The 17,720-nt window shown below is 73.9% G+C and carries 19 protein-coding genes; 10 read left to right on the top strand and 9 right to left on the bottom strand.

What is annotated here, in order from left to right:
* Window positions 1-3: 3 nt before the first annotated feature.
* From VG869_07950 to VG869_07915, 8 genes are all read right to left on the bottom strand, one after another.
* Complete coding sequence (locus VG869_07950) at window positions 4-714, bottom strand: hypothetical protein (GenBank protein ID HEV3451123.1); 711 nt, start codon at window positions 712-714, stop codon at window positions 4-6.
* 2 nt (window positions 715-716) lie between these two features.
* On the bottom strand, window positions 717-1,238 hold the full coding sequence (locus VG869_07945; protein HEV3451122.1) for a UGSC family (seleno)protein: 522 nt from the start codon (window positions 1,236-1,238) through the stop codon (window positions 717-719).
* Window positions 1,235-2,671, bottom strand: coding sequence for a thioredoxin family protein (locus tag VG869_07940; protein ID HEV3451121.1), 1,437 nt, complete (start codon window positions 2,669-2,671; stop codon window positions 1,235-1,237). Before VG869_07940 ends, VG869_07945 begins: the two co-directional genes overlap by 4 nt.
* Window positions 2,668-3,786 (bottom strand): phosphoserine transaminase, encoded by a 1,119-nt coding sequence (gene serC, locus VG869_07935; protein ID HEV3451120.1) that lies wholly within the window; start codon window positions 3,784-3,786, stop codon window positions 2,668-2,670. Before serC ends, VG869_07940 begins: the two co-directional genes overlap by 4 nt.
* Window positions 3,786-4,481, bottom strand: a complete 696-nt coding sequence (locus VG869_07930) for a cytochrome b/b6 domain-containing protein (protein HEV3451119.1) — start codon at window positions 4,479-4,481, stop codon at window positions 3,786-3,788. Before VG869_07930 ends, serC begins: the two co-directional genes overlap by 1 nt.
* Window positions 4,465-5,193 (bottom strand): molybdopterin-dependent oxidoreductase, encoded by a 729-nt coding sequence (locus tag VG869_07925; GenBank protein ID HEV3451118.1) that lies wholly within the window; start codon window positions 5,191-5,193, stop codon window positions 4,465-4,467. The genes VG869_07930 and VG869_07925 overlap by 17 nt, the downstream gene beginning before the upstream one ends.
* Window positions 5,194-5,256: 63 nt before the next feature.
* Window positions 5,257-6,444 carry a DUF459 domain-containing protein gene (locus VG869_07920; protein ID HEV3451117.1) on the bottom strand — a complete coding sequence of 396 codons (1,188 nt, stop codon included), beginning with the start codon at window positions 6,442-6,444 and terminating at the stop codon, window positions 5,257-5,259.
* A gap of 1 nt (window position 6,445) precedes the next feature.
* Window positions 6,446-7,879: an MBOAT family protein gene (locus VG869_07915; protein HEV3451116.1), complete on the bottom strand. Its 1,434-nt coding sequence runs from the start codon at window positions 7,877-7,879 to the stop codon at window positions 6,446-6,448.
* Between the two features lie 155 nt (window positions 7,880-8,034).
* Between VG869_07915 and VG869_07910 the strand changes: the two genes are divergently transcribed.
* The 7 genes from VG869_07910 (at window position 8,035) to VG869_07880 (ending at window position 13,738) form a co-directional block, all read left to right on the top strand.
* Window positions 8,035-8,820: a thioesterase family protein gene (locus VG869_07910; GenBank protein ID HEV3451115.1), complete on the top strand. Its 786-nt coding sequence runs from the start codon at window positions 8,035-8,037 to the stop codon at window positions 8,818-8,820.
* Window positions 8,821-8,869: 49 nt separating this feature from the next.
* The gene (locus VG869_07905) at window positions 8,870-9,358 is read left to right on the top strand and encodes an Rrf2 family transcriptional regulator (GenBank protein ID HEV3451114.1); all 489 of its coding nucleotides are present in this window, start codon (window positions 8,870-8,872) and stop codon (window positions 9,356-9,358) included.
* A complete protein-coding gene (locus VG869_07900) occupies window positions 9,355-10,287 on the top strand; it encodes an NAD(P)-dependent oxidoreductase (protein HEV3451113.1) in 933 nt (310 codons plus the stop codon). The genes VG869_07905 and VG869_07900 overlap by 4 nt, the downstream gene beginning before the upstream one ends.
* Window positions 10,284-10,745: a hypothetical protein gene (locus VG869_07895; protein HEV3451112.1), complete on the top strand. Its 462-nt coding sequence runs from the start codon at window positions 10,284-10,286 to the stop codon at window positions 10,743-10,745. Before VG869_07900 ends, VG869_07895 begins: the two co-directional genes overlap by 4 nt.
* 89 nt (window positions 10,746-10,834) lie before the next feature.
* Window positions 10,835-11,530: an ATP-binding cassette domain-containing protein gene (locus tag VG869_07890; protein HEV3451111.1), complete on the top strand. Its 696-nt coding sequence runs from the start codon at window positions 10,835-10,837 to the stop codon at window positions 11,528-11,530.
* Window positions 11,527-12,303 (top strand): iron export ABC transporter permease subunit FetB, encoded by a 777-nt coding sequence (gene fetB / locus VG869_07885; protein ID HEV3451110.1) that lies wholly within the window; start codon window positions 11,527-11,529, stop codon window positions 12,301-12,303. Before VG869_07890 ends, fetB begins: the two co-directional genes overlap by 4 nt.
* A gap of 208 nt (window positions 12,304-12,511) precedes the next feature.
* Window positions 12,512-13,738: a S8 family serine peptidase gene (locus VG869_07880; GenBank protein HEV3451109.1), complete on the top strand. Its 1,227-nt coding sequence runs from the start codon at window positions 12,512-12,514 to the stop codon at window positions 13,736-13,738.
* Window positions 13,739-13,742: 4 nt separating this feature from the next.
* On the opposite strand, the gene VG869_07875 is transcribed toward VG869_07880, so the two are convergent.
* Window positions 13,743-14,189 carry a nuclear transport factor 2 family protein gene (locus VG869_07875; GenBank protein HEV3451108.1) on the bottom strand — a complete coding sequence of 149 codons (447 nt, stop codon included), beginning with the start codon at window positions 14,187-14,189 and terminating at the stop codon, window positions 13,743-13,745.
* Window positions 14,190-14,250: 61 nt separating this feature from the next.
* On the opposite strand from VG869_07875, the gene VG869_07870 reads away from it, so the two are divergent.
* Genes VG869_07870 through metG form a run of 3 tightly spaced genes read left to right on the top strand, consistent with a single transcriptional unit; the run spans window position 14,251 to window position 17,719 of the window.
* On the top strand, window positions 14,251-15,273 hold the full coding sequence (locus VG869_07870; GenBank protein HEV3451107.1) for a DUF933 domain-containing protein: 1,023 nt from the start codon (window positions 14,251-14,253) through the stop codon (window positions 15,271-15,273).
* Between the two features lie 52 nt (window positions 15,274-15,325).
* Entirely contained in the window at window positions 15,326-16,171 is an 846-nt protein-coding gene (gene rsmI, locus VG869_07865; GenBank protein HEV3451106.1) for a 16S rRNA (cytidine(1402)-2'-O)-methyltransferase, read from the top strand.
* A 30-nt stretch (window positions 16,172-16,201) separates the two neighbouring features.
* On the top strand, window positions 16,202-17,719 hold the full coding sequence (metG, locus tag VG869_07860; GenBank protein HEV3451105.1) for a methionine--tRNA ligase: 1,518 nt from the start codon (window positions 16,202-16,204) through the stop codon (window positions 17,717-17,719).
* Window position 17,720: the final 1 nt, after the last annotated feature.

Genomic DNA, 17,720 nt, shown 5'->3' with positions numbered 1-17,720 from the left:
CGCTCAGGCGAGCGGCGACCACCGCGCCGTGCGCAGGAGGCGGCTCTCCCAGTCGTCGCGGACCCGCAGCGCGTCGTGCATCCAGGTCCCCGGCCCGCGGTACTCCGGTGGAATCTCGGTCTCGAGCAGCCGCTGGAGCCGGGCGTGGTCGACGACCCGCTGCCACAGGACCACCTCGGCGCGCCGGCCGGCGCCGAGGGCGGTCTGGAACACCGCCAGCAGGTCCAGGATCGCCCGCCCACCGGCCCGGCTCTCGGCGATGCTCGGGGCGTAGTGGGAGCGGGCGGCCTCGAGGTAGTCCTCCAGCATCCCGTCGTGGGGCCAGGCGGTGTCCTCCATGAAGATCGTGAGCGGGTGCTCGACGCCCTCGGTCGGGACCGCGTCGAGGTCCTCGACGAGCGGCGGCGACCACGGCACCGGGAGCAGCACCTTGGCCGTGACGCCGTGGCGGAGCTGGTCCACGTCCCGGGCCCAGGCCCGGAGGGGCCCGTCCTGGACCGAGCGGGCCAGGCGCTCCCACGCCGCGCCGTCGCGCACCGCCGTCACGGTCACGACCGTGTAGGCGCGCCCCGACCCGTGGGCGAGGTGCATGAAGTAGAGGAGACGGGCGTCGTCCCCCGCCGCCAGCTCCGGCCGCCAGCCGTCACGGAAGGCGGCCTCGAAGTCGTCCTCCCGCGCGCCGCGGACCCGGTGCACCTCGTGGAGCAGCAGCACCGCTACCCGCTCACGGCCCGAACGACGTCATCCACCGCGCCGTCAGCGAGGGCCCGGAGCTCGTCGTCGGTGCGGTCCTGGATCGGGTGGGGCACGAACACCGACGCCGGGTCGGCGCCGAGCGCGCGCGCCTGGGCGACGGCGGCGTCGACGAACTCGCTCGAGGCCACGAACACGGTCGGCACCCCCAAGGCCTCCAGGTTGACGGTGTCGTGCACACTGCACGACGTGCACGAACCTCAGTCGGCGAGCGCCTCGATCACGACGTCGCACTGCTGAGCGATCTCGCGGCGCAGATCGATCGGAGCCACCTTCGTGAACGTCGGCTTCGCGTAGCGCCGCACCCGGGCGCCGCGACCGCGCAGCTGCTCCTCCAGGCGGTCGAGGAACACATCGCCCCGGGCCTTGGAGATGTCGAGGAGGCCGACGGCGGCGCCGCTCAGCGTTCGGGGCCGCGGCGTGCGCTCGCGCACCGGCGCCTGCCGCTCGCCGGTCGGGTCGAGGACTACGCGGGCGTCGTTCACGTGCCGATCTCCCTCGTCACCGGCGCGCTGCCGGTCGGGCCGCTGGCCCAGCCCCCGATGATGGCCGAGAAGAGGCCCGCTCCACCACCGGCGTGGACGAGCAGCAGCCCGCCGTCACGGAACTTCGGCACGGTCATGGTCCGGACCGCCTCGGGCAGGCCCTCGGCGATGCCGCCCGCGCCCCGCACCAGCTCCTCGCCCGGCAGCTGCAGGCGGCTCCCCAGCTCCTCGAGGAGGCGGGCCTTCGACCAGCCCGCCTCGCGGAAGACCCGGCCGTGCTCGGGCGACACCACGACGACGGCGTCGAACGCCAGCGCGATCTTCGGGTGCGTGGTGGCCCGCAGGCAGGCGGCGAAGCTGCTCGCGAGCGACCCGGCGTCGCGAGACAGCTGGTCGACCAGGCCCCGCGGCCCCTCGGCGGCGAAGAGCGTCACCGCCGACGACGAGGCGGGCAGGCCGCGGGTGACGTGGAGGGGCTCCCACGGCGAGTCGTGCTCCCGCTCGGCGAAGCAGAACGTGTACTTCCCGGGCTGGCCGAGGGTGGCCCGGTCGACCTCGCCCGGCCGCCCGCCCCCCACGTTGCGGACGACGAGCTGCAGCGCCCGCCCGATCGTGCCGTTGGCCCGGTTGCCCTGGCCGAGCGCGTTCACGCCCGCGTTCATCCCCACGGCTCGGGCCCGGGGGCCGTTCACGATCACGAGCGGCCCCGAGAACCAGGTCGTGGCGAGCAGGCCGTGGATGTTGAACTCGTCGGTGCAGGCGGCCTCGACCGCGGCGAGGACGACGGGCAGGTAGTCGGGGCGGCAGCCGGCGAGCACGGCGTTGATCGCGACCTTCTCCACCGTGCACTCGACGAGGTCGGGCGGGACGACGGCAACAACCTGACCCGGGTCCCGGGTCGTGCCGGTCAGCATGCGAGCGACGCGCTCGGGGGTCGGGGGGACGACCGGCAGCCCGTCGGTCCAGCCCCGGTCGAACATCGCCTCGGCGTCGTCCTCGCTCGGTCCGAGCTCGACCCGGCGGGCGGTCAGCCGGGCCCCGCCGGCCGCGGCGGCGCGGGCGGCCACGAGGTCCGGATCGTGGGTCCGGGAGCCGCAGCCCGGTCGGTGCGGCGGCAGGTCGGCACCCAGGTCGGCCACGCCGGTGAACGGCGCCCACTCCGCCCGGCTCCAGCCGACCAGGCGCGCCGTCTCGCGGCCGCCCTCCACCCGCACGAGGGTGGGCACGGTGTCGACGTCGAGGGCGAACGAGACGTCGAGGCCGGTGTCGTCGACGGCGTCGAGGCCCTCGGGGAACGACGGGTCGTCCTGGGAGAAGACCGTGAGCGGCGCCGCCCGCGCCCGGAGGTCGGCGAGCACCGGCGCGACGAGCCGGCACGTGGGGCAGTCGCGCTTCACGACCGCGACGAGCCCGTCGGGGACGGTGACGCTCACGCGAGGCGGGCGATCACGTGGTCGATGGCCCGGGTCAGCGTGGCCAGGTCCTCGAGCTCGACCGCCGGGTACATCGCGATCCGCAGCTGGTTGCGCCCGAGCTTGCGGTACGGCTCCGTGTCGAGGATCCCGTTGGCGCGGAGCGCGGCCGCGACGGCGGCTGCGTCGACGTCGACGAAGTCGATGGTGGCGGTGACGTGGCTGCGCTCCGCCGGCTTGGCGACGAACGGGGTGGCGGACGGGCTGGCCTCGGCCCAGCCGTAGAGGAGCTCGGCGGCCTGGTCGCAGCGCGACGCCGCCCACTCGAGGCCGCCTTGGGCGAGCATCCACTCGATCGTGTCGGCGAGCAGGAACAGGGTGGCGAGCGCGGGGGTGTTCAGGGTCTGGTCCTGCCGGGAGTGCTCGAGCGCCAGGGGCAGGCTGAGGGTCGGCGGCTGCCAGCGGCCGGACGCGGCGATCCGCTCGATCCGCTCGATCGCCGCCGGGGAGCACAGCGCCAGCCACAGGCCGCCTTCGGAGGCGAACGCCTTCTGGGGGGCGAAGTAGTAGCAGTCGAACGCCCGCGGGTCGACGCGCAGGCCCCCGGCCGCCGACGTGGCGTCCACCAGCACCAACCCGCCGTCCGGGCGGCTCACGTCCATCATCACGCCGGTGGACGTCTCGTTGTGGGTCAACGCGTAGGCGTCGACGTCGGCGCTGGGGCGGCCCTCGGGATGCGTGCCCGGCGGGGACTCGATCACCTCGGGCGTCTCGAGGAACGGCGTGGCCGCGACGACGGCGGCGAAGCGGGACGAGAACTCGCCGAAGCTCAGGTGCTGGCTGCGCCGCTCGACGAGCCCGAACGCGGCGGCGTCCCAGAAGACCGAGGTGCCGCCGTTGCCGACGAGGACCTCGTACCCGGCCGGGAGCCCGAACAGCTCCGCGAGCCCGGCCCGGGCCCGCCGCACCACGCTCCGCACGCCGTCGCGGCGGTGGCTGGTGCCGAGGTACCCGTGGGCCGCGTCGGCGAGACGCGCCACCGCCTCGTCGCGCACCTTCGACGGACCCGAGCCGAAGCGCCCGTCGCCAGGGATCAGCGCCGCGGGCAGCCGGATCTCGGCGGGGTCGACGGCCATCAATCGAGGCTACCGGCGCGCGGCGCGCGCGGACCCGGAGTTGGCGTCGACGCGAGCGGCGCCGCCACCTTGAGGCGGCTCGCCGGCTCGCCCGTCTCAGCCTCGAACCAGCGGGGCCGCATCGACCGAGCCCAGCGCGCCGAGACCCGGCCCCGCACCATCCCGCGCAGCGCGTCGGGGTCGCGCAGCGCGAGGGCGACGTGGCCGGCGACGGCGACCCAGATGCCGAGCGCCACCCAGTCGTGGACGAACGTCGCGCCGGTCCGCGTGTCGAGCGAGAAGAGCGAGAACCACTTGAGGACGATCCCGGTGCCGAGCATCACGACGATCGCCGACCCCAGGAAGGCCGCGTTCACCTTCTGACCCGGGTTGAACTTGGCGAGCCGGGCGTCGGCGCGTGTCGCCCGACGGAGCCAGCGCCGGTCCTCGTCGTCGAAGCGCCCGAGCTGCCGAAGGTCGCGCCGCAGGTGACGGCCCCACCGACCGGCGAGGGCCACGAGCAGCGGCACCGGCAGCGCGACCCCGGCGGAGACGTGGACGAGCCGGACGAGCTCGCGCTGCCCAACCAGCGTCGAGATCGGCCCGGCGTACAGCGCGGCGCCGCTGAGCATGAGGACGCCGAACAGCGACGCCGTGGCCCAGTGCGCCACGCGCTCGACGGCGTCGAAGCGCTCGAGCTCAGCTGGTGGCGTCATCGTCGCGGTGGTTCGACCGGCCGACCCAGCCGTCCACGGCGTACCCCCGCTGCTCCCAGTAGCCGGGCTCGACCCCGCGCGTGAGCTCGATGGCCTCCAGCCACTTGCACGACTTGTAGCCGTACATCGGCGCCACGTACAGCCGGGCCGGGCCGCCGTGCTCGCTCGACAGGGCCTCCCCCTCGAGCTCGTACGCGACCAGGACGTCGTGACGGCGGGCCTGGGCGAGCGTCAGGCTCTCGCTGTAGGCGCCGTCGAACGAGACGAAGCGCACCGCCCGCGCCTCCGGCTTGACGCCGGCGCGGTCGAGCACCTCGGACAGCCGGACGCCCGCCCACGGAACGTCGGGCACCCGCCAGCCGGTCACGCACTGGAAGTCGCGCCGCAGGCGAGTCTTGGGCATCGAGCGCAGCTCGTCGAAGGTGAGCGTCGTCTCGCGCTCGACGAGGCCGCGCACGTGCAGTCGGTAGGCGGCGCGGCTGCGCGTGGGCAGGTCGGAGGTCACGCTGTAGATGCGGAACCGCCCCACCGGGAGCAGGGCCAGCAGCCCGGTCGGGTCCTTGGTCAGGATCGGGCCGACGTTCCGCTCGAGCCAGCCCTGGATCTGGGTGCCGAAGACGACGCCCGTGGCCGCGAACGCGGCCACGCCGAGGAAGACTCGCCGGCCGATCGCCGTCTCGTGCGCTTCGGGCTCGGTCCCCAGGGCACCCACCTCCGGTTGGCCCGCCGTGCACTCACTATGGCAGCGGCGAGGGCCGGCGCCGTCGGCGCCCGGTCAGGGCAGCCGGGTGGTCGGGGTCGGATGGCGCGGATGCCCGCCCACGGGCCGGGGCCCGCTGGTCGTGGTCGTCGAGCCGCCGGTCCGCCACGAGTCGAGGTCGAAGGCCTGGCGCATCGCGGCCAGGATCGCCCCCGCGATGCGGTCGCCGCCGGCCCGGGTGAAGTGGATCCCGTCCGCGGTCCGGACCTGCACCACCGTCCCGTCGGCGTTGGCCAGGAAGTCGGTGTAGCCGCCCCCCGGGGCGCCGAGCGACGCGACGGTGTCGACGTAGTAGACGCGGCCGCGACGCGCCGCCGCCTGCGCGGCGTAGATCCGGTTGATGATCGTGTAGTCGCCGGTGAAACGCGCCATGTCGCGCACCGGCGGGATCCCGACCATGAAGAGCCGCGGATGGCTGGTGATGCCGGTGATCGTGTCCATGAGCCCGCCGACCCGACGGGCGTACTCGGCCTGCCAGTCGGGGCCCCCGAACTGCTCGCCGCCCCCAGCGCCGGTCAGCGTCTGGTCGTCGTTGGCGCCGAAGGTGAGCACGACCGCGTCCGGCAGGTTCGCCGTGAGCGTCGTGCGCAGGTAGTCGGGCCAGTTGAACACCTCCGGCCGGGCCAGCCCCGTCGAGATGTGGGTGTCGACCGGGCCGAGGATGCCGACGGCGCCGGTCGCGCCGGCGCCGGTGATGAGCGACGACCCGGGCGTCTCCGCCAGCGAGTCGCCCCCGACCCAGAGCCGGGCCTGGTGCTGCGGCGAGAACACCTCGCGAGCAGGCAGCGTCGTCGGGGTCGCGCCGGCGGTGGTGGGGGTGGTGGTCGTCGGGCTCGGCAGGCGGCTGTTCACGGCGTCGTCGCGGCTCCGGCCGAGCAGCTGCTTGAGGTCGACCCGCAGCCGGTCCAGGTACAGGGCGTGGCTGACGTCGTAGAGCGGGTTGGCGAAGAACGTGGCCAGGTCTCGGCGCCACCCCACCGGCTGGCCGAGCGCGGTCTTGCGGATCCCCGGCGCGTTCAGCAGCGCCCCGACGAGCAGCGTGACGAGCCCGACCGCCAGGACCTTCCCGGCGGGCAGGGGCCGCCGCGGCGGGCTGCCCCGGTCCCCGGTGAGGTCGTCCAGCGACGGCGCCGACCTCGACGCCGAGGCACGCTCAGCCGAGCGGGTCGTCGTCGGCGCGTCGGAGCGGGAGGGCGAGGACATCTCAGAACCGGAAGTAGATGAAGGGGGCGACGCCGCGCGGACCCATGGTGTTGGTGAGCAAGAGCGCGACTCCCAACGCCACGCCTTGAGCCGCCGGCGTCAGGCGCGAGAACGCGCTCATCGCCCGGGCCAGGAGGTCACGCGGAATGTACTGCTCGAGCAGGCCCGCGCCGATGGCGAGGAGCACGCCGCCGGTGACGAGCGGGGCGGCCTGACCCCAGTGCGCCGGGTCGAAGATCTGGGTCAGCACGTCAGCTGCGTTCGAGAAGGAATCAGCCCGGAAGAAGACCCACCCGAGGCACACGACGTTGAAGATGAAGAGCCGACGGCCCAGGCGTCCCCGCCAGCGGTCCGGCGCCGGGTGATGGTGGGCGGCGGCGCGGCGGGTTCGCTGCCAGTGCTCGTAGCTGAGGAAGCTGCCGTGGATCCCGCCCCACACGACGAAGGTCCACGAGGCCCCGTGCCAGAGCCCGCCCAGCAGGAACGTGATCATGATGTTGCGGTAGGTCCGCCACCGGCCCTTCCGGTCGCCGCCGAGCGGGATGTAGAGGTAGTCCCGCAGCCACCGCGAGAGCGTCATGTGCCAGCGGCGCCAGAAGTCCTGGAGCGACGTCGCCGTGTAGGGACGGTCGAAGTTCTGGGGGAAGCGGAAGCCGAGCAGGAGCGCCAAGCCGATCGCCATGTCGGTGTAGCCGCTGAAGTCGGCGTAGATCTGGATGGCGTACGCGTAGACGGCGACGAGCACCTCGAGCGAGCCGTGCTGCTTCGGGTTGGCGAACACGATGTCGACGAGGTTCGTCCCGAGGAAGTTCGCGATGACGACCTTCTTGAACAGCCCGATGAAGATGAGGAAGAAGGCGCGGCTCGAGTCCACGCGACGTGGGTCGTGGCGCAGTCGCAGCTGGGGCAGGAACTCAGCGGCCCGCACGATCGGCCCCGAGACGACGTGGGGGAAGAACGACAGGTAGACGGCGAACTCGAGCATCGTGCGGGGCTCGAAGGTCCGGCGGTAGACGTCGACGATGTAGCTCAGGGCCTGGAAGGTGAAGAACGAGATCCCGATCGGCAGGGCGACGGCGACGATGGTGGGCGAGACCCCGAGCCCGAGCCGGGCCAGCGCGTTCGTCGCGTTGCTGACGAAGAAGTCGTAGTACTTGAAGTAGGCGAGCCCGCCCAGGTTCGCCACGACGCCGGCGGCGAGCCACGCCCGCCGTGCCGCCTCGCGCTCGCTGCGGAAGATGCGCAGGGCCACGAACTGGTTGACGAGCGTGGAGCCGGCGAGCAGGAAGCAGAACCGCCAGTCGTAGTAGCCGTAGAAGAAGTACGACGCCGCGAGGATGAACACGCTCCAGCGGTAGGGCCGCTGGATGAGCAGCCAGTTCACCGGCAGCACGACGATGAAGAAGATGGCGAACGTGATGGTCGGGAACAGCATCGGCGGCGACAGTCTCGCATTCGCCGACTTCCTGGTACGGGGCATCTCGGTGCCACTCGTCCGACCCGGGCCCCGGCGCACACGAGGCGGGGGAGAGACGACGGCGCGGCCGCGGCTGCGCTCGAGCGCGGGACGACCCCGTACGCTCCGATGCGATGCGCAGCGACGCGGTGTTCGAGCTCGACGGCGACCGCTTGGTGCCGAGCGAGCTCGCCCGTGGGCCGTGGTCCCCCGATGCCCAACACGGCGGTCCCCCCGCGGCGCTGCTCGCCCGGGCGATCGAGCGTGTCGACCCCGGCCCGGCCCCCTTCGTCGCCCGCCTCACCGTCGAGTTCCTCCGGCCCGTCCCCCTGACGCCGCTCACGGTGCAGACCCGCACCGTGCGCCCCGGCCGGAGGGTTCAGTGGCTCGAGGCGAGCCTCGTCGCCGCCGACGTCGAGGTGGCCCGCGCCAGCGCGGTGCGGCTCCGCGTGGACCCCGGCCTCGCGTTGCCGGTCCCCGATCCGGAGGCGTCCACGGTCCCGCCCCCAGCCTCGGGGTCGCCGTACGTCATCCAGTTCCCGAACACCTCGGTCGGGTTCTGGCAGGCGATGGAGCTCCGCGTGGCGGCCGGGTCCTTCGCGGAGGTCGGGGAGGCGACGATCTGGTTCCGGCTCGTGGTCCCGGTGGTGGCCGACGAGGAGCCGACCCCCCTGCAGCGGGTCGCCGCCGCCGCCGACTTCGGCAACGGCGTGAGCGCGGCGCTCGAGCGCGGCCGCTACCTGTTCATCAACCCCGACCTGACCATCCACCTTCACCGCGGGCCGGTCGGCGAGTGGGTCGCACTCGAGGCCCGCACGCACGCCGAAGCCAACGGGGTCGGCCTCGCCGAGAGCGCCCTCCACGACGAGCGGGGCCGCATCGGCCGCTCGCTGCAGAGCCTGCTGCTCGACCGGCTCTGACCCCGGCCCGCTCGCCCGAGGGCTACCCGGATATCTAATATCCGGGATGATGCGGCTGCCCGAGGGCGTGGAGTGGGGCTTGCACTGCGTGACGCTCGCCGCCGTGCTCCCGCCCGGCGCCGCCCTCCCAGCCGGCCGGCTGGCCGAGTACCACGCCGTGCCCACCCCGTATCTCGCCAAGCACCTGCAGGCGCTGTCGCGCGCGGGGATCCTGGAGGCGCTGCCGGGCCGCCGCGGCGGCTACCGGCTCGCCCGCGCCGCGAGCGCCATCAGCGTGCTCGACGTGGTGGAGGCGATCGCTGGCGACGAGCCGGCGTTCCGGTGCACCGAGATCCGCCAGCGTGGCCCGGCCCGGGTGGCGCGACGCGAGTACCGGGTGCCGTGCTCGATCCACGTCGTCATGGATCGGGCCGACGACGCCTGGCGAGCCGAGCTTCGCGGCACGTCGATCGCCGATCTCGTCGACCTGGTGGTCGCCACGGCTCCCCCCCGAGCGATGGCGAAGGGTCTGACCTGGATCCAGGAGGTGCTGGCATGAAGGTGTTCGTGACCGGGGCGACCGGGACCGTCGGGCCCGCGACGGTGCGGGCGCTCGTCGCGGCCGGGCACGCGGTGCGAGCCGTCGCTCGGGACGAGTCGAGGGCAGCGGCCGTGCGCGGAGCGGGAGCGGAGCCGGTGGCCGTCGACCTCTTCGACGCCGAGGCGGTGCGCGACGCGACGGTCGGCTGCGACGCCATCGCCCACCTCGCCACCAATGTCCCCGCCGTGTCGCGGGCGGCCCGCCGGGGCGCCTGGGCGACGCACAACCGCCTCCGCACCGAGGCCACCCGATGCCTGGTGGCCGCCGCCCGGGCGCACGACGTCGGCGTCTTCGTGAAGGAATCGGTGTCCTTCGTGTACCCCGACCGCGGCGACGCGTGGATCGACGAGTCGGTGCCGCCCCTGCGGGTCGGCCTGCTGGCGCCGACGCTGGAGGGGGAGGAGCTCGTGACCCGCTTCGGCGCCACCGGAGCCCGCGGCGTCGTCCTCCGTTTCGGGCTCTTCTACGGGCCGACGAGCCGCGGAGTCGACGAGGGGCTGCGCCTGGCTCGATGGCGGGCCTCGACGGTGGCCGGCGCGCCGGGCGCCTACCTGTCCTCGATCCACAGCGACGACGTCGCGACCGCGGTCGTCGCCGCGCTCGACGCCCCCGGCGGCGTGTACAACGTCGTGGACGACGATCCGCTCACGCGGCGCGAGTACCTCGACGCGTTCGCCGATGCGTTCGGGTTGAAGCGACTGCGACCGACACCCGCGCTCCTCGTGCGTGTCTTCGCCGGATCGGCCGCGAGCGCGCTGCTGGCGTCGCAGCGGGTGTCAAACGGACGGTTCCGAGGCGCGACCGGTTGGGCGCCCGCACACCGCGACGCCCGGGAGGGATGGGCGTCGGTCGCGGCGGCGCGGCGTCTCACCGGGGCGACGCGATGAGCGCCCGACCGGCCGTGCGGCTGGCCCTCGGCGTCCTGGTGGTCAGCGGATTGTTCGTCGGGGTGTGGGCGGCGGTCGCGCCGCGGTCCTTCTTCCTCGACTTCCCGGGCTTGGGTCACACGTGGACCGCGGCCGACGGTCCGTACAACGAACACCTGGTGCGTGACGTCGGGGAGCTGAACCTCGCCCTCTCGATGCTCACCGCGTGCGCGGTGGCGTGGATGACGCGCCCGCTCGTGGTCGCCGCCTCGGTTGCCTGGCTCGTGTACTCGCTGCCGCACTTCGCCTACCACGCCTTCAACCTGGGCGCGGTGAACGGCACGGGCGACCAGGTCGCCGAGCTCGCGTCGCTCTCGACCCCGATCCTCCTCGCGGGGCTGGTCCTGGCGGCCGTGGCGCGCCGCGACATCGCCGCGGCGCCGACCCGGGCGCGGCGCTGGCCCGGCGGGGCGTCGTAGCTTCGCCCCGTCGGCGCCGGACGCGCCGATGCGACAATGCCGGCATCGGGTGCACCGCCACGCCATTGTTCCGCTTCGAGGCCGTCACGGTGGAGGGGCCGGACGGGCGGCGCCTCGACGCCGCCACCGGGTCGGTCCCCGACGGCGGCGTCACGGTCGTGGCCGGCCCATCGGGAGCCGGCAAGTCGACGCTGCTGCGGTGCTGCAACCGCCTGGAGGTGCCGGCCGCCGGGCGGGTGATGCTGCGCGGCGAGGACGTGGCGACCCTCGACCCGCTCCGGCTCCGCCGTCGGGTCGGCATGGTGTTCCAGCGGCCGACCCCGTTCCCGGGCTCGGTGCTCGAGAACCTGCAGGTGGCGGAGCCGACGCTGACCCCCGACGCGGCGGCGCGGGCGCTCGACGCCGTCGGGCTCGATCCGTCGTTCCGCGCCCGGCCGGCGACGGAGCTGTCCGGCGGCGAGGCGCAACGGGTGTGCCTGGCGCGAACGCTCGTCACCGACCCCGACGTGGTCCTGATGGACGAGGTCACCTCGTCGGTCGACCCGGCGGCCCGGCGCGGGCTCGAGGCCCTCGCCCGGGGGCTCGCCGGCCGGGGGGTGCGGGTGCTGTGGGTCACCCACGACCTCGAGCAGCTGCGGCGGCTGGCGGACCACGTCCTGATCCTCGTCGCGGGCCGGGTCGCCCACGCGGGCCCGGCGGCGCGGCTCGAGGCCGACGCGCCGCCGGAGGTGCGACGGTTCCTCGCCGCCGTCGCCGTCGGCGACGAGGAGGTCGGGGAGCGGTGAGCGACATCGGGTGGGCCGGGCTCGGCCTGTCGGGGACGCTGGTCGCGGTGGCGGTCGGCCTGTCGCTGTGGCGGCAGCTCGGCCTCGAGGCGAGCATCCTCTGGGCGGCGGCCCGCGCCCTCACCCAGCTGCTCGTCATCGGGCTGGTGCTGGAGGCCCTGCTGCAGCCCGGCGTGTCGTCGTCGTGGGCATGGCTATGGGTGGCGGTGATGGTGGTGGCGGCGTCGGGGACGGTCGCCCGGCGGGCCCCGCGCGTGCCCGGGTTGTTCGGGCTGGCGCTGGCTGCCTTCGCGACGTCGGCGGTGCTGACCCTCGGGGTGCTCTTCGGGTTCGGGGTCTTTACCCTGTCGGTGCGGACCATCGTCCCGCTCGCCGGCCTCATGATCGGCAACTCGATGGCGGCCACCGTCCTCGTCGCTCGCCGCCTCGTCGACGAGCTCGGTGACAAGCGTGACGAGGTCGAGGCCCGGCTGGCGCTCGGCCAGCCGGCGGAGGAGGCCGCCCGCCCGTACGTGCGCTCCGCGCTCCGGACGGCGCTCACCCCCCAGATCGAGACCACGAAGATCGTCGGGCTGATCGCCCTTCCCGGCTCGATGACGGGGTTGATCCTGGCCGGGGTGGACCCGTTCAACGCCGTGCGGGTCCAGGCCGCGGTCATGTACTTGATCCTGGGGTCGGTGGCCGCGACCACGACCGTGGTGGCGCTGGGGATGCGACGGCGGCTCTTCACCGCCGATCACCGCCTGACGAGGCTCGTGGCGTCCCGAGGGTGACTCAGCGCCGTCCGGCGTTCGGCCGGCTGCCGTGGTTCGCCTTGCTGCGGCGGGCCCGCAGCCGGCGCTTCTTGGACTTCTTGGGCACGCTGGGAGGGTAGTCGGGGGCGGCCGAGGCTCGGACTACCCTTTCTGCCCGGTCGTCGCGAGCGACGATGAGGGGTTGGGTCCGCGGCCCGGGCTGCGATGACCTGGAGGACAGGCTGGGATGAGGCTGCGCGTCCGTCGGGCGGTGGTGTTCTCGTCGGTCGTGGCGATCGTCGGGGCGTTCGTGGCGGCGTGCGGCCCCCCGCCCCCGCCGCCCCCGTCGAGCTGTGACGGCAGCAGCGTCACGCCGACACCCGCGCACCCGGTCGACTACGTCGCGGTCGTCAAGACCGGGGCGTCGTCCGCCCCGCACGCGACCACCTTCATCGCCACCTCGGAGGCGGACAAGAGCGCGAAGGTGGCCCAGCTCCAGAACACCGGGACCGTGCTCACGGTCGAGCCGAACCGGGTCGTCCACGCGCAGACCGACCCTCCGTTCACGCCGACGGCCCCGAACTACCCGCTCTACACCAACTCGCCGCCCCAGCAGTGGGGCCTCGGGAGCCAGCCGGGCGCGGACTTCTCGAACGCGTGGAGCCAGGGCGAGAGCGGTGGCGGCACGACGATCGCCATCGTCGACACCGGCGTGGACCTCAACCACCAGGGCCTCGTCGGGCGCGTGACCGCCGGCCCGGACTTCGTCGCCGGCGGCACCGTGACGGGCGACCCCTACGGCCACGGCACGCACGTGGCGGGCATCGCCGCCGACAACGACACGCTCGGAGGCCTTGGCGGAGCGCCGAACACGCACCTCGTGGCCGTGCGGGTCCTCGACGCGAACGGATCCGGGACCGACGCCGAGGTCTACAACGGCATCGTGTGGGCGGCGGACAACGGCGCCAGCGTGATCAACCTGAGCCTCGGCGGGCCGGGGTGCGACACCACCATGCAGCAGGCGGTCGTGTACGCCCACGACCACGGTGTCGTCGTGGTCGCGGCCGCCGGCAACGACGGCAGCACCGAGCTCTTCTCGCCGGCCGCCTACGCGAAGGACGTCATCGCCGTGGCCGCGACCGACTCGTCCGGGAACCTGGCCCCGTTCTCGAACTACGGCGGCTTCGTGGCGATCGCGGCGCCCGGTGTCGGCGTCGTGTCGACCTGCGCGTTCTCAGACCGCTGCATCCAGGGCAACAAGCCCTCGGACACCGCCTACGGCCAGCTCAGCGGCACGTCGATGGCGACGCCGTTCGTCAGCGCCGCGGCGGCGCTGCTGAAGGAGCAGTGTGGGTCGTCGTTCTCGCCCGACAGCGTGAAGCACGAGCTGCAGAACCACGCCGGACCGGCCGTGCCCGGATACGCCTTCCACCGTCTCGACGCCTCGTTGGCCGTCGGCGCCGCCTGCGGCTAGCGCCTCACGTCGGCGGCGCCGCGGGGAACTCCCCGTCGGTCCACACCGACTTCTCGATCCGCTCACTGATCCGCCATCCCCCGGGCGTGCGCACGAGCTGGTCGTGGTACTCGCCACCGACGAAGAAGATGCCGCGTGACCCGTCCGGCTTCGCCGTGACCATCGGGTTGTAGAACTCGGCTCGGCTCGTGGCCCGGTCGCCGTCGACGGTGATCTGGTGGTTCGTCACCAGGTGCTGGTACGCCGGGAAGTGCGGGAGCACCCGGGCCAGCCAGGCCTTCACCTCCGGGAAGGGCCCGGCAACGCCGCCCGAGCTCGTGTAGTCGATGTGCGCGTCCGCCGTGAACACCTCGTCGAGCCCGTCGAAGCTCTTCGAATCGAGCGCCCACGCGTAGCGGGTGAGCACCTCCTCGATCGCCAGCCGGTCGACGAGCGCTGCCAGGTCAGCCATGGTCCCCTCCTTCGCGGCGACGCCCAAGAGTCTGCACCGACCCGCCGATAGCCTCGACCGGGTGGAGCACCTCGGCCTGGTCGGGCTGCCCGACTCGGGTCACGACGGCGTGTTCGCCGCGCTGACCGGCCACGACGCCCCCAGCGCCGCCGAACGGGTGCTCGGCGTCGTCACGATCCCCGACGAACGCCTCGACCGGCTCGCCGAGATGTCGAGGTCGAAGCAGGTCGTCCGCGCCTCCTTCCAGGTGGCGATGCTGCCGGCCCTCTCGGTCGAGGCGGGGAAGGGCCTCGGCAGCCGCCTGCTCGGGTCGCTGCGCGACTGCGACGCCATCCTGCTCGTGGTCCGAGCCAGCGGCGGTCACGACCCCGGCGGGGAGGCCGCCGCGCTCGAGGAGGAGCTCATCCTCGCCGACCTCGGCTCCGTCGAGGCTCGGCTGGCGAAGCAGCGCCGCGCCGCGAAGGGCGACCCGTCGCTCGCGGCCGAGGTGGCCGCGCTCGAGCGGGCCGAGACCGCCCTCAGCGACGGGGTGCCCGTGCACCGCTCGGACGTCGACGCTGAGGACCGGGCCCGCCTCGGTCCGGTGTTCCTGCTGACGAACAAGCCGACGCTGGTGGTGGTGAACATCGACGTCGGCCAGCTCGACGACGGCGACCGGCTGGCCTCGCGGTTCGGCGAGGACGCCCTCGCGGTCTGCGTCGAGCTCGAGGGCGACCCCGAGGTGGTCGCCGCCGACGGCCCGGAACGGGCGGAGCTGCTCGCCGACCTCGGCGTCACCGAGAGCGTCGTGCCCCGCCTCGCCCGCCGGGCGCTGCACCTGCTCGGACGGCGGACGTTCCTGACCACGGGGGAGAAGGAGTCGCGGGCGTGGACGTTCCGGGCCGGGTCCACCGCGCCCGAGTGCGCCGGGGTCATCCACTCCGATCTGCAGCGCGGCTTCATCCGCGCCGAGGTGATCGGCTGGGAGCAGCTCCTGGAGATCGGGTCCTGGGCCAAGGCGAAGGAGCTCGGCAAGCTGCGCGTCGAGGGCAAGGACTACGTGGTCCAGGACGGCGACGTGCTCGAGATCCGGTTCAACGTGTGACCGGCCGGCCCTCGCCGGCCCCGGGCGCGGCTGCCGGCACGGGGGCGTGGCGGTGAGCCGCGGGCGGCTCGTGCTCGTCGGGACACCGATCGGGAACCTCGCCGACCTGGCCCCCCGCGCGGTGGAGGCCCTGCGCGACTCGGATGTCATCGCGGCCGAGGACACCCGGCGGACCCGTGCCCTCCTGACCCACGCCGGCGTGGCGGCGGGCCGGCGGCTTGTGGCCGTCCACGCGCACAACGAGCGAGCCCGGGCGGCCGAGCTCGTGGAGACCATCCGGGCCGGGAGGACGGTGGCGGTGGTCACCGACGCCGGCATGCCCGGCATCTCGGACCCCGGCGCGCGCCTGGTCCGGACCTGCCTCGAGGCCGGGCTCGAGGTCGAGGTCGTGCCCGGCCCCACCGCGCTCGTGACCGCGCTCGTCGTCTCCGGGCTCCCCACCGAGCGCTTCGCCTTCGAGGGCTTCCTGCCCCGGCGGGGACCGGCCCGCCGCGCCCGCCTGGCCGAGCTGGCCCGGGAGCCGCGCACGACGGTGCTGTTCGAGTCCCCGCACCGGGTGCCGGACACCCTGGCCGAGCTCGTCGACGCCCTCGGGCCCGCCCGGCCCGTCGCGCTGGCGCGCGAGCTCACGAAGCTCCACGAGGACGTGTTCCGAGGCACCCTCGCCGCGGCCCTCGCGCACGTCCGAGCCCAGCCGCCGCGGGGCGAGTACGTGCTCGTGCTCGGGGCCGCCGAGCCCGTCGCCGCCACCGACGCCGACCTGGCGGTCGAGGCCCAGGCGGCGGTGGCCTCGGGGCTGTCGGCCAAGGACGCCGCAGCGCAGGTCGCGGCGCGGCTCGGCGTGTCGCGCCGCCGGGCCTACGACGCGGTCGTCGCGTCCCGCGCCAATCGGGGCTGAGCGCGCGAAGACGGTCGGTAGCCTGGGTCGATGGCCACGCCGTTCTACGTGACGACGCCGATCTACTACGTCAACGATGCCCCCCACATCGGGCACGCGTACCCGACCGTGGCCGCCGACGCCCTCGCCCGGTGGCGGCGCCTCTGGGGCGACGACGTGGTCTTCCTCACCGGGACCGACGAGCACGGGCTGAAGGTGCAGCGCGCGGCCGAGGAGCAGGGGGTGACGCCACGAGAGTGGGCGGACCGGACCAGCGAGCGGTACCGGGAGGCGTGGCGGCTCCTCGAGATCTCGAACACCGACTTCATTCGGACCACCGAGCCCCGCCACTACCGCGCCGTGCAGCAGTTCCTCGAGGTCATCCACGACAACGGCTTCATCGAGCTCGGGATCTACGAAGGCCTCTACTGCGTGGCCTGCGAGGCCTACTACACCGAGGACGAGCTCGTCGACGGCCTGTGCCCCGTCCACGCCCGGCCGGTCGAGCGGGTCACCGAGGAGAACTACTTCTTCCAGCTCTCGCGCTTCGGGGACCAGCTGCTCGAGCACTACACCGCGCACCCCGAGGCGGTGCAGCCCGAGAGCCGCCGCAACGAGGTGCTCGGCTTCATCAAGGGCGGCCTGCGCGACTTCTCGATGAGCCGCACGTCGCTGTCGTGGGGCATCCCGCTGCCCTGGGACCCGGCGCACGTGACCTACGTGTGGTTCGAGGCGCTGCTCAACTACTGCACCGGCGTCGGCTACGGCGAGGACCGGGCGCGCTTCGACCGGTACTGGCCCACCGTCCACCACCTCGTCGGCAAGGACATCCTGCGGTTCCACGCCGTGTACTGGCCCGCGATGCTGCTGGCCGCGGGCGAGACGCCACCCCAGTGCGTGTTCGCGCACGGATTCCTCCTCGTCGGCGGCGAGAAGATGAGCAAGACGGCGCTGAACCAGATCGCCCCCGCCGAACTCGTCGCCGACTTCGGCGCCGACGGCTTCCGCTACCACTTCCTCGCCGACCAGCGCTTCGGGCCCGACGGCGACTTCAGCTACGAGGCCATGGTCGCCCGCTACAACGCCGACCTGGCGAACAACTTCGGGAACCTGGCCAACCGGGTGCTGAACATGACCGCCAGCTACTGCGACGGCGTGGCGCCAGCGGCCCGGGCCGACGGCCCGCTCGTGGACGCGACGCGGCGCGCCTTCGACGGGATGCAGGCCGGGATGGACCGCCTGGACTACGCCGCCGGGCTGGCGTCGGTGTGGGACCTGATCCGCGCCGCGAACTCCTACATCGAGGCCGAGGAGCCGTGGCGGCTCCACCGGTCGGGGGACACGGCCGCGACCGCGGCGGTGCTCGGCGACTGCCTCGAGGCGTTGCGGGTCGTCGCGCTGCTCGCCTCGCCGGCGATCCCGCGCGCTAGCGCCGAGCTGTGGCGTCGGCTCGGCCTGCCGGGCCGGCCCGAGGACGAGCGCCTGCCGGAGGCGGCGGCCTGGGGCCGGGGCCCCGCCGGGACGACCCTCGACAAGGGCGAGCCGCTGTTCCCGCGCCTCGAGCCCTGAC

The sequence above is a fragment of the Acidimicrobiia bacterium genome, from assembly GCA_035948415.1.
Taxonomy (GTDB): domain Bacteria; phylum Actinomycetota; class Acidimicrobiia; order IMCC26256; family PALSA-555; genus PALSA-555.
The sequence above is the reverse complement of the archived record's forward strand: the minus strand, read 5'-3'. Positions and strand labels throughout refer to the sequence as shown.

Excerpts from the sequence above, each read along its gene's own strand:
- VG869_07930 (HEV3451119.1), bottom strand. The coding sequence starts at position 4,481 with ATGACGCCACCAGCTGAGCTCGAGCGCTTCGACGCCGTCGAGCGCGTG.
- VG869_07905 (HEV3451114.1), top strand. The coding sequence starts at position 8,870 with ATGCGGCTGCCCGAGGGCGTGGAGTGGGGCTTGCACTGCGTGACGCTC.
- metG (HEV3451105.1), top strand. The coding sequence starts at position 16,202 with ATGGCCACGCCGTTCTACGTGACGACGCCGATCTACTACGTCAACGAT.
- serC (HEV3451120.1), bottom strand. The coding sequence starts at position 3,786 with ATGGCCGTCGACCCCGCCGAGATCCGGCTGCCCGCGGCGCTGATCCCT.
- VG869_07900 (HEV3451113.1), top strand. The coding sequence starts at position 9,355 with ATGAAGGTGTTCGTGACCGGGGCGACCGGGACCGTCGGGCCCGCGACG.
- VG869_07920 (HEV3451117.1), bottom strand. The coding sequence starts at position 6,444 with ATGTCCTCGCCCTCCCGCTCCGACGCGCCGACGACGACCCGCTCGGCT.
- VG869_07895 (HEV3451112.1), top strand. The coding sequence starts at position 10,284 with ATGAGCGCCCGACCGGCCGTGCGGCTGGCCCTCGGCGTCCTGGTGGTC.
- VG869_07880 (HEV3451109.1), top strand. The coding sequence starts at position 12,512 with ATGAGGCTGCGCGTCCGTCGGGCGGTGGTGTTCTCGTCGGTCGTGGCG.
- VG869_07875 (HEV3451108.1), bottom strand. The coding sequence starts at position 14,189 with ATGGCTGACCTGGCAGCGCTCGTCGACCGGCTGGCGATCGAGGAGGTG.
- VG869_07915 (HEV3451116.1), bottom strand. The coding sequence starts at position 7,879 with ATGCTGTTCCCGACCATCACGTTCGCCATCTTCTTCATCGTCGTGCTG.
- VG869_07910 (HEV3451115.1), top strand. The coding sequence starts at position 8,035 with ATGCGCAGCGACGCGGTGTTCGAGCTCGACGGCGACCGCTTGGTGCCG.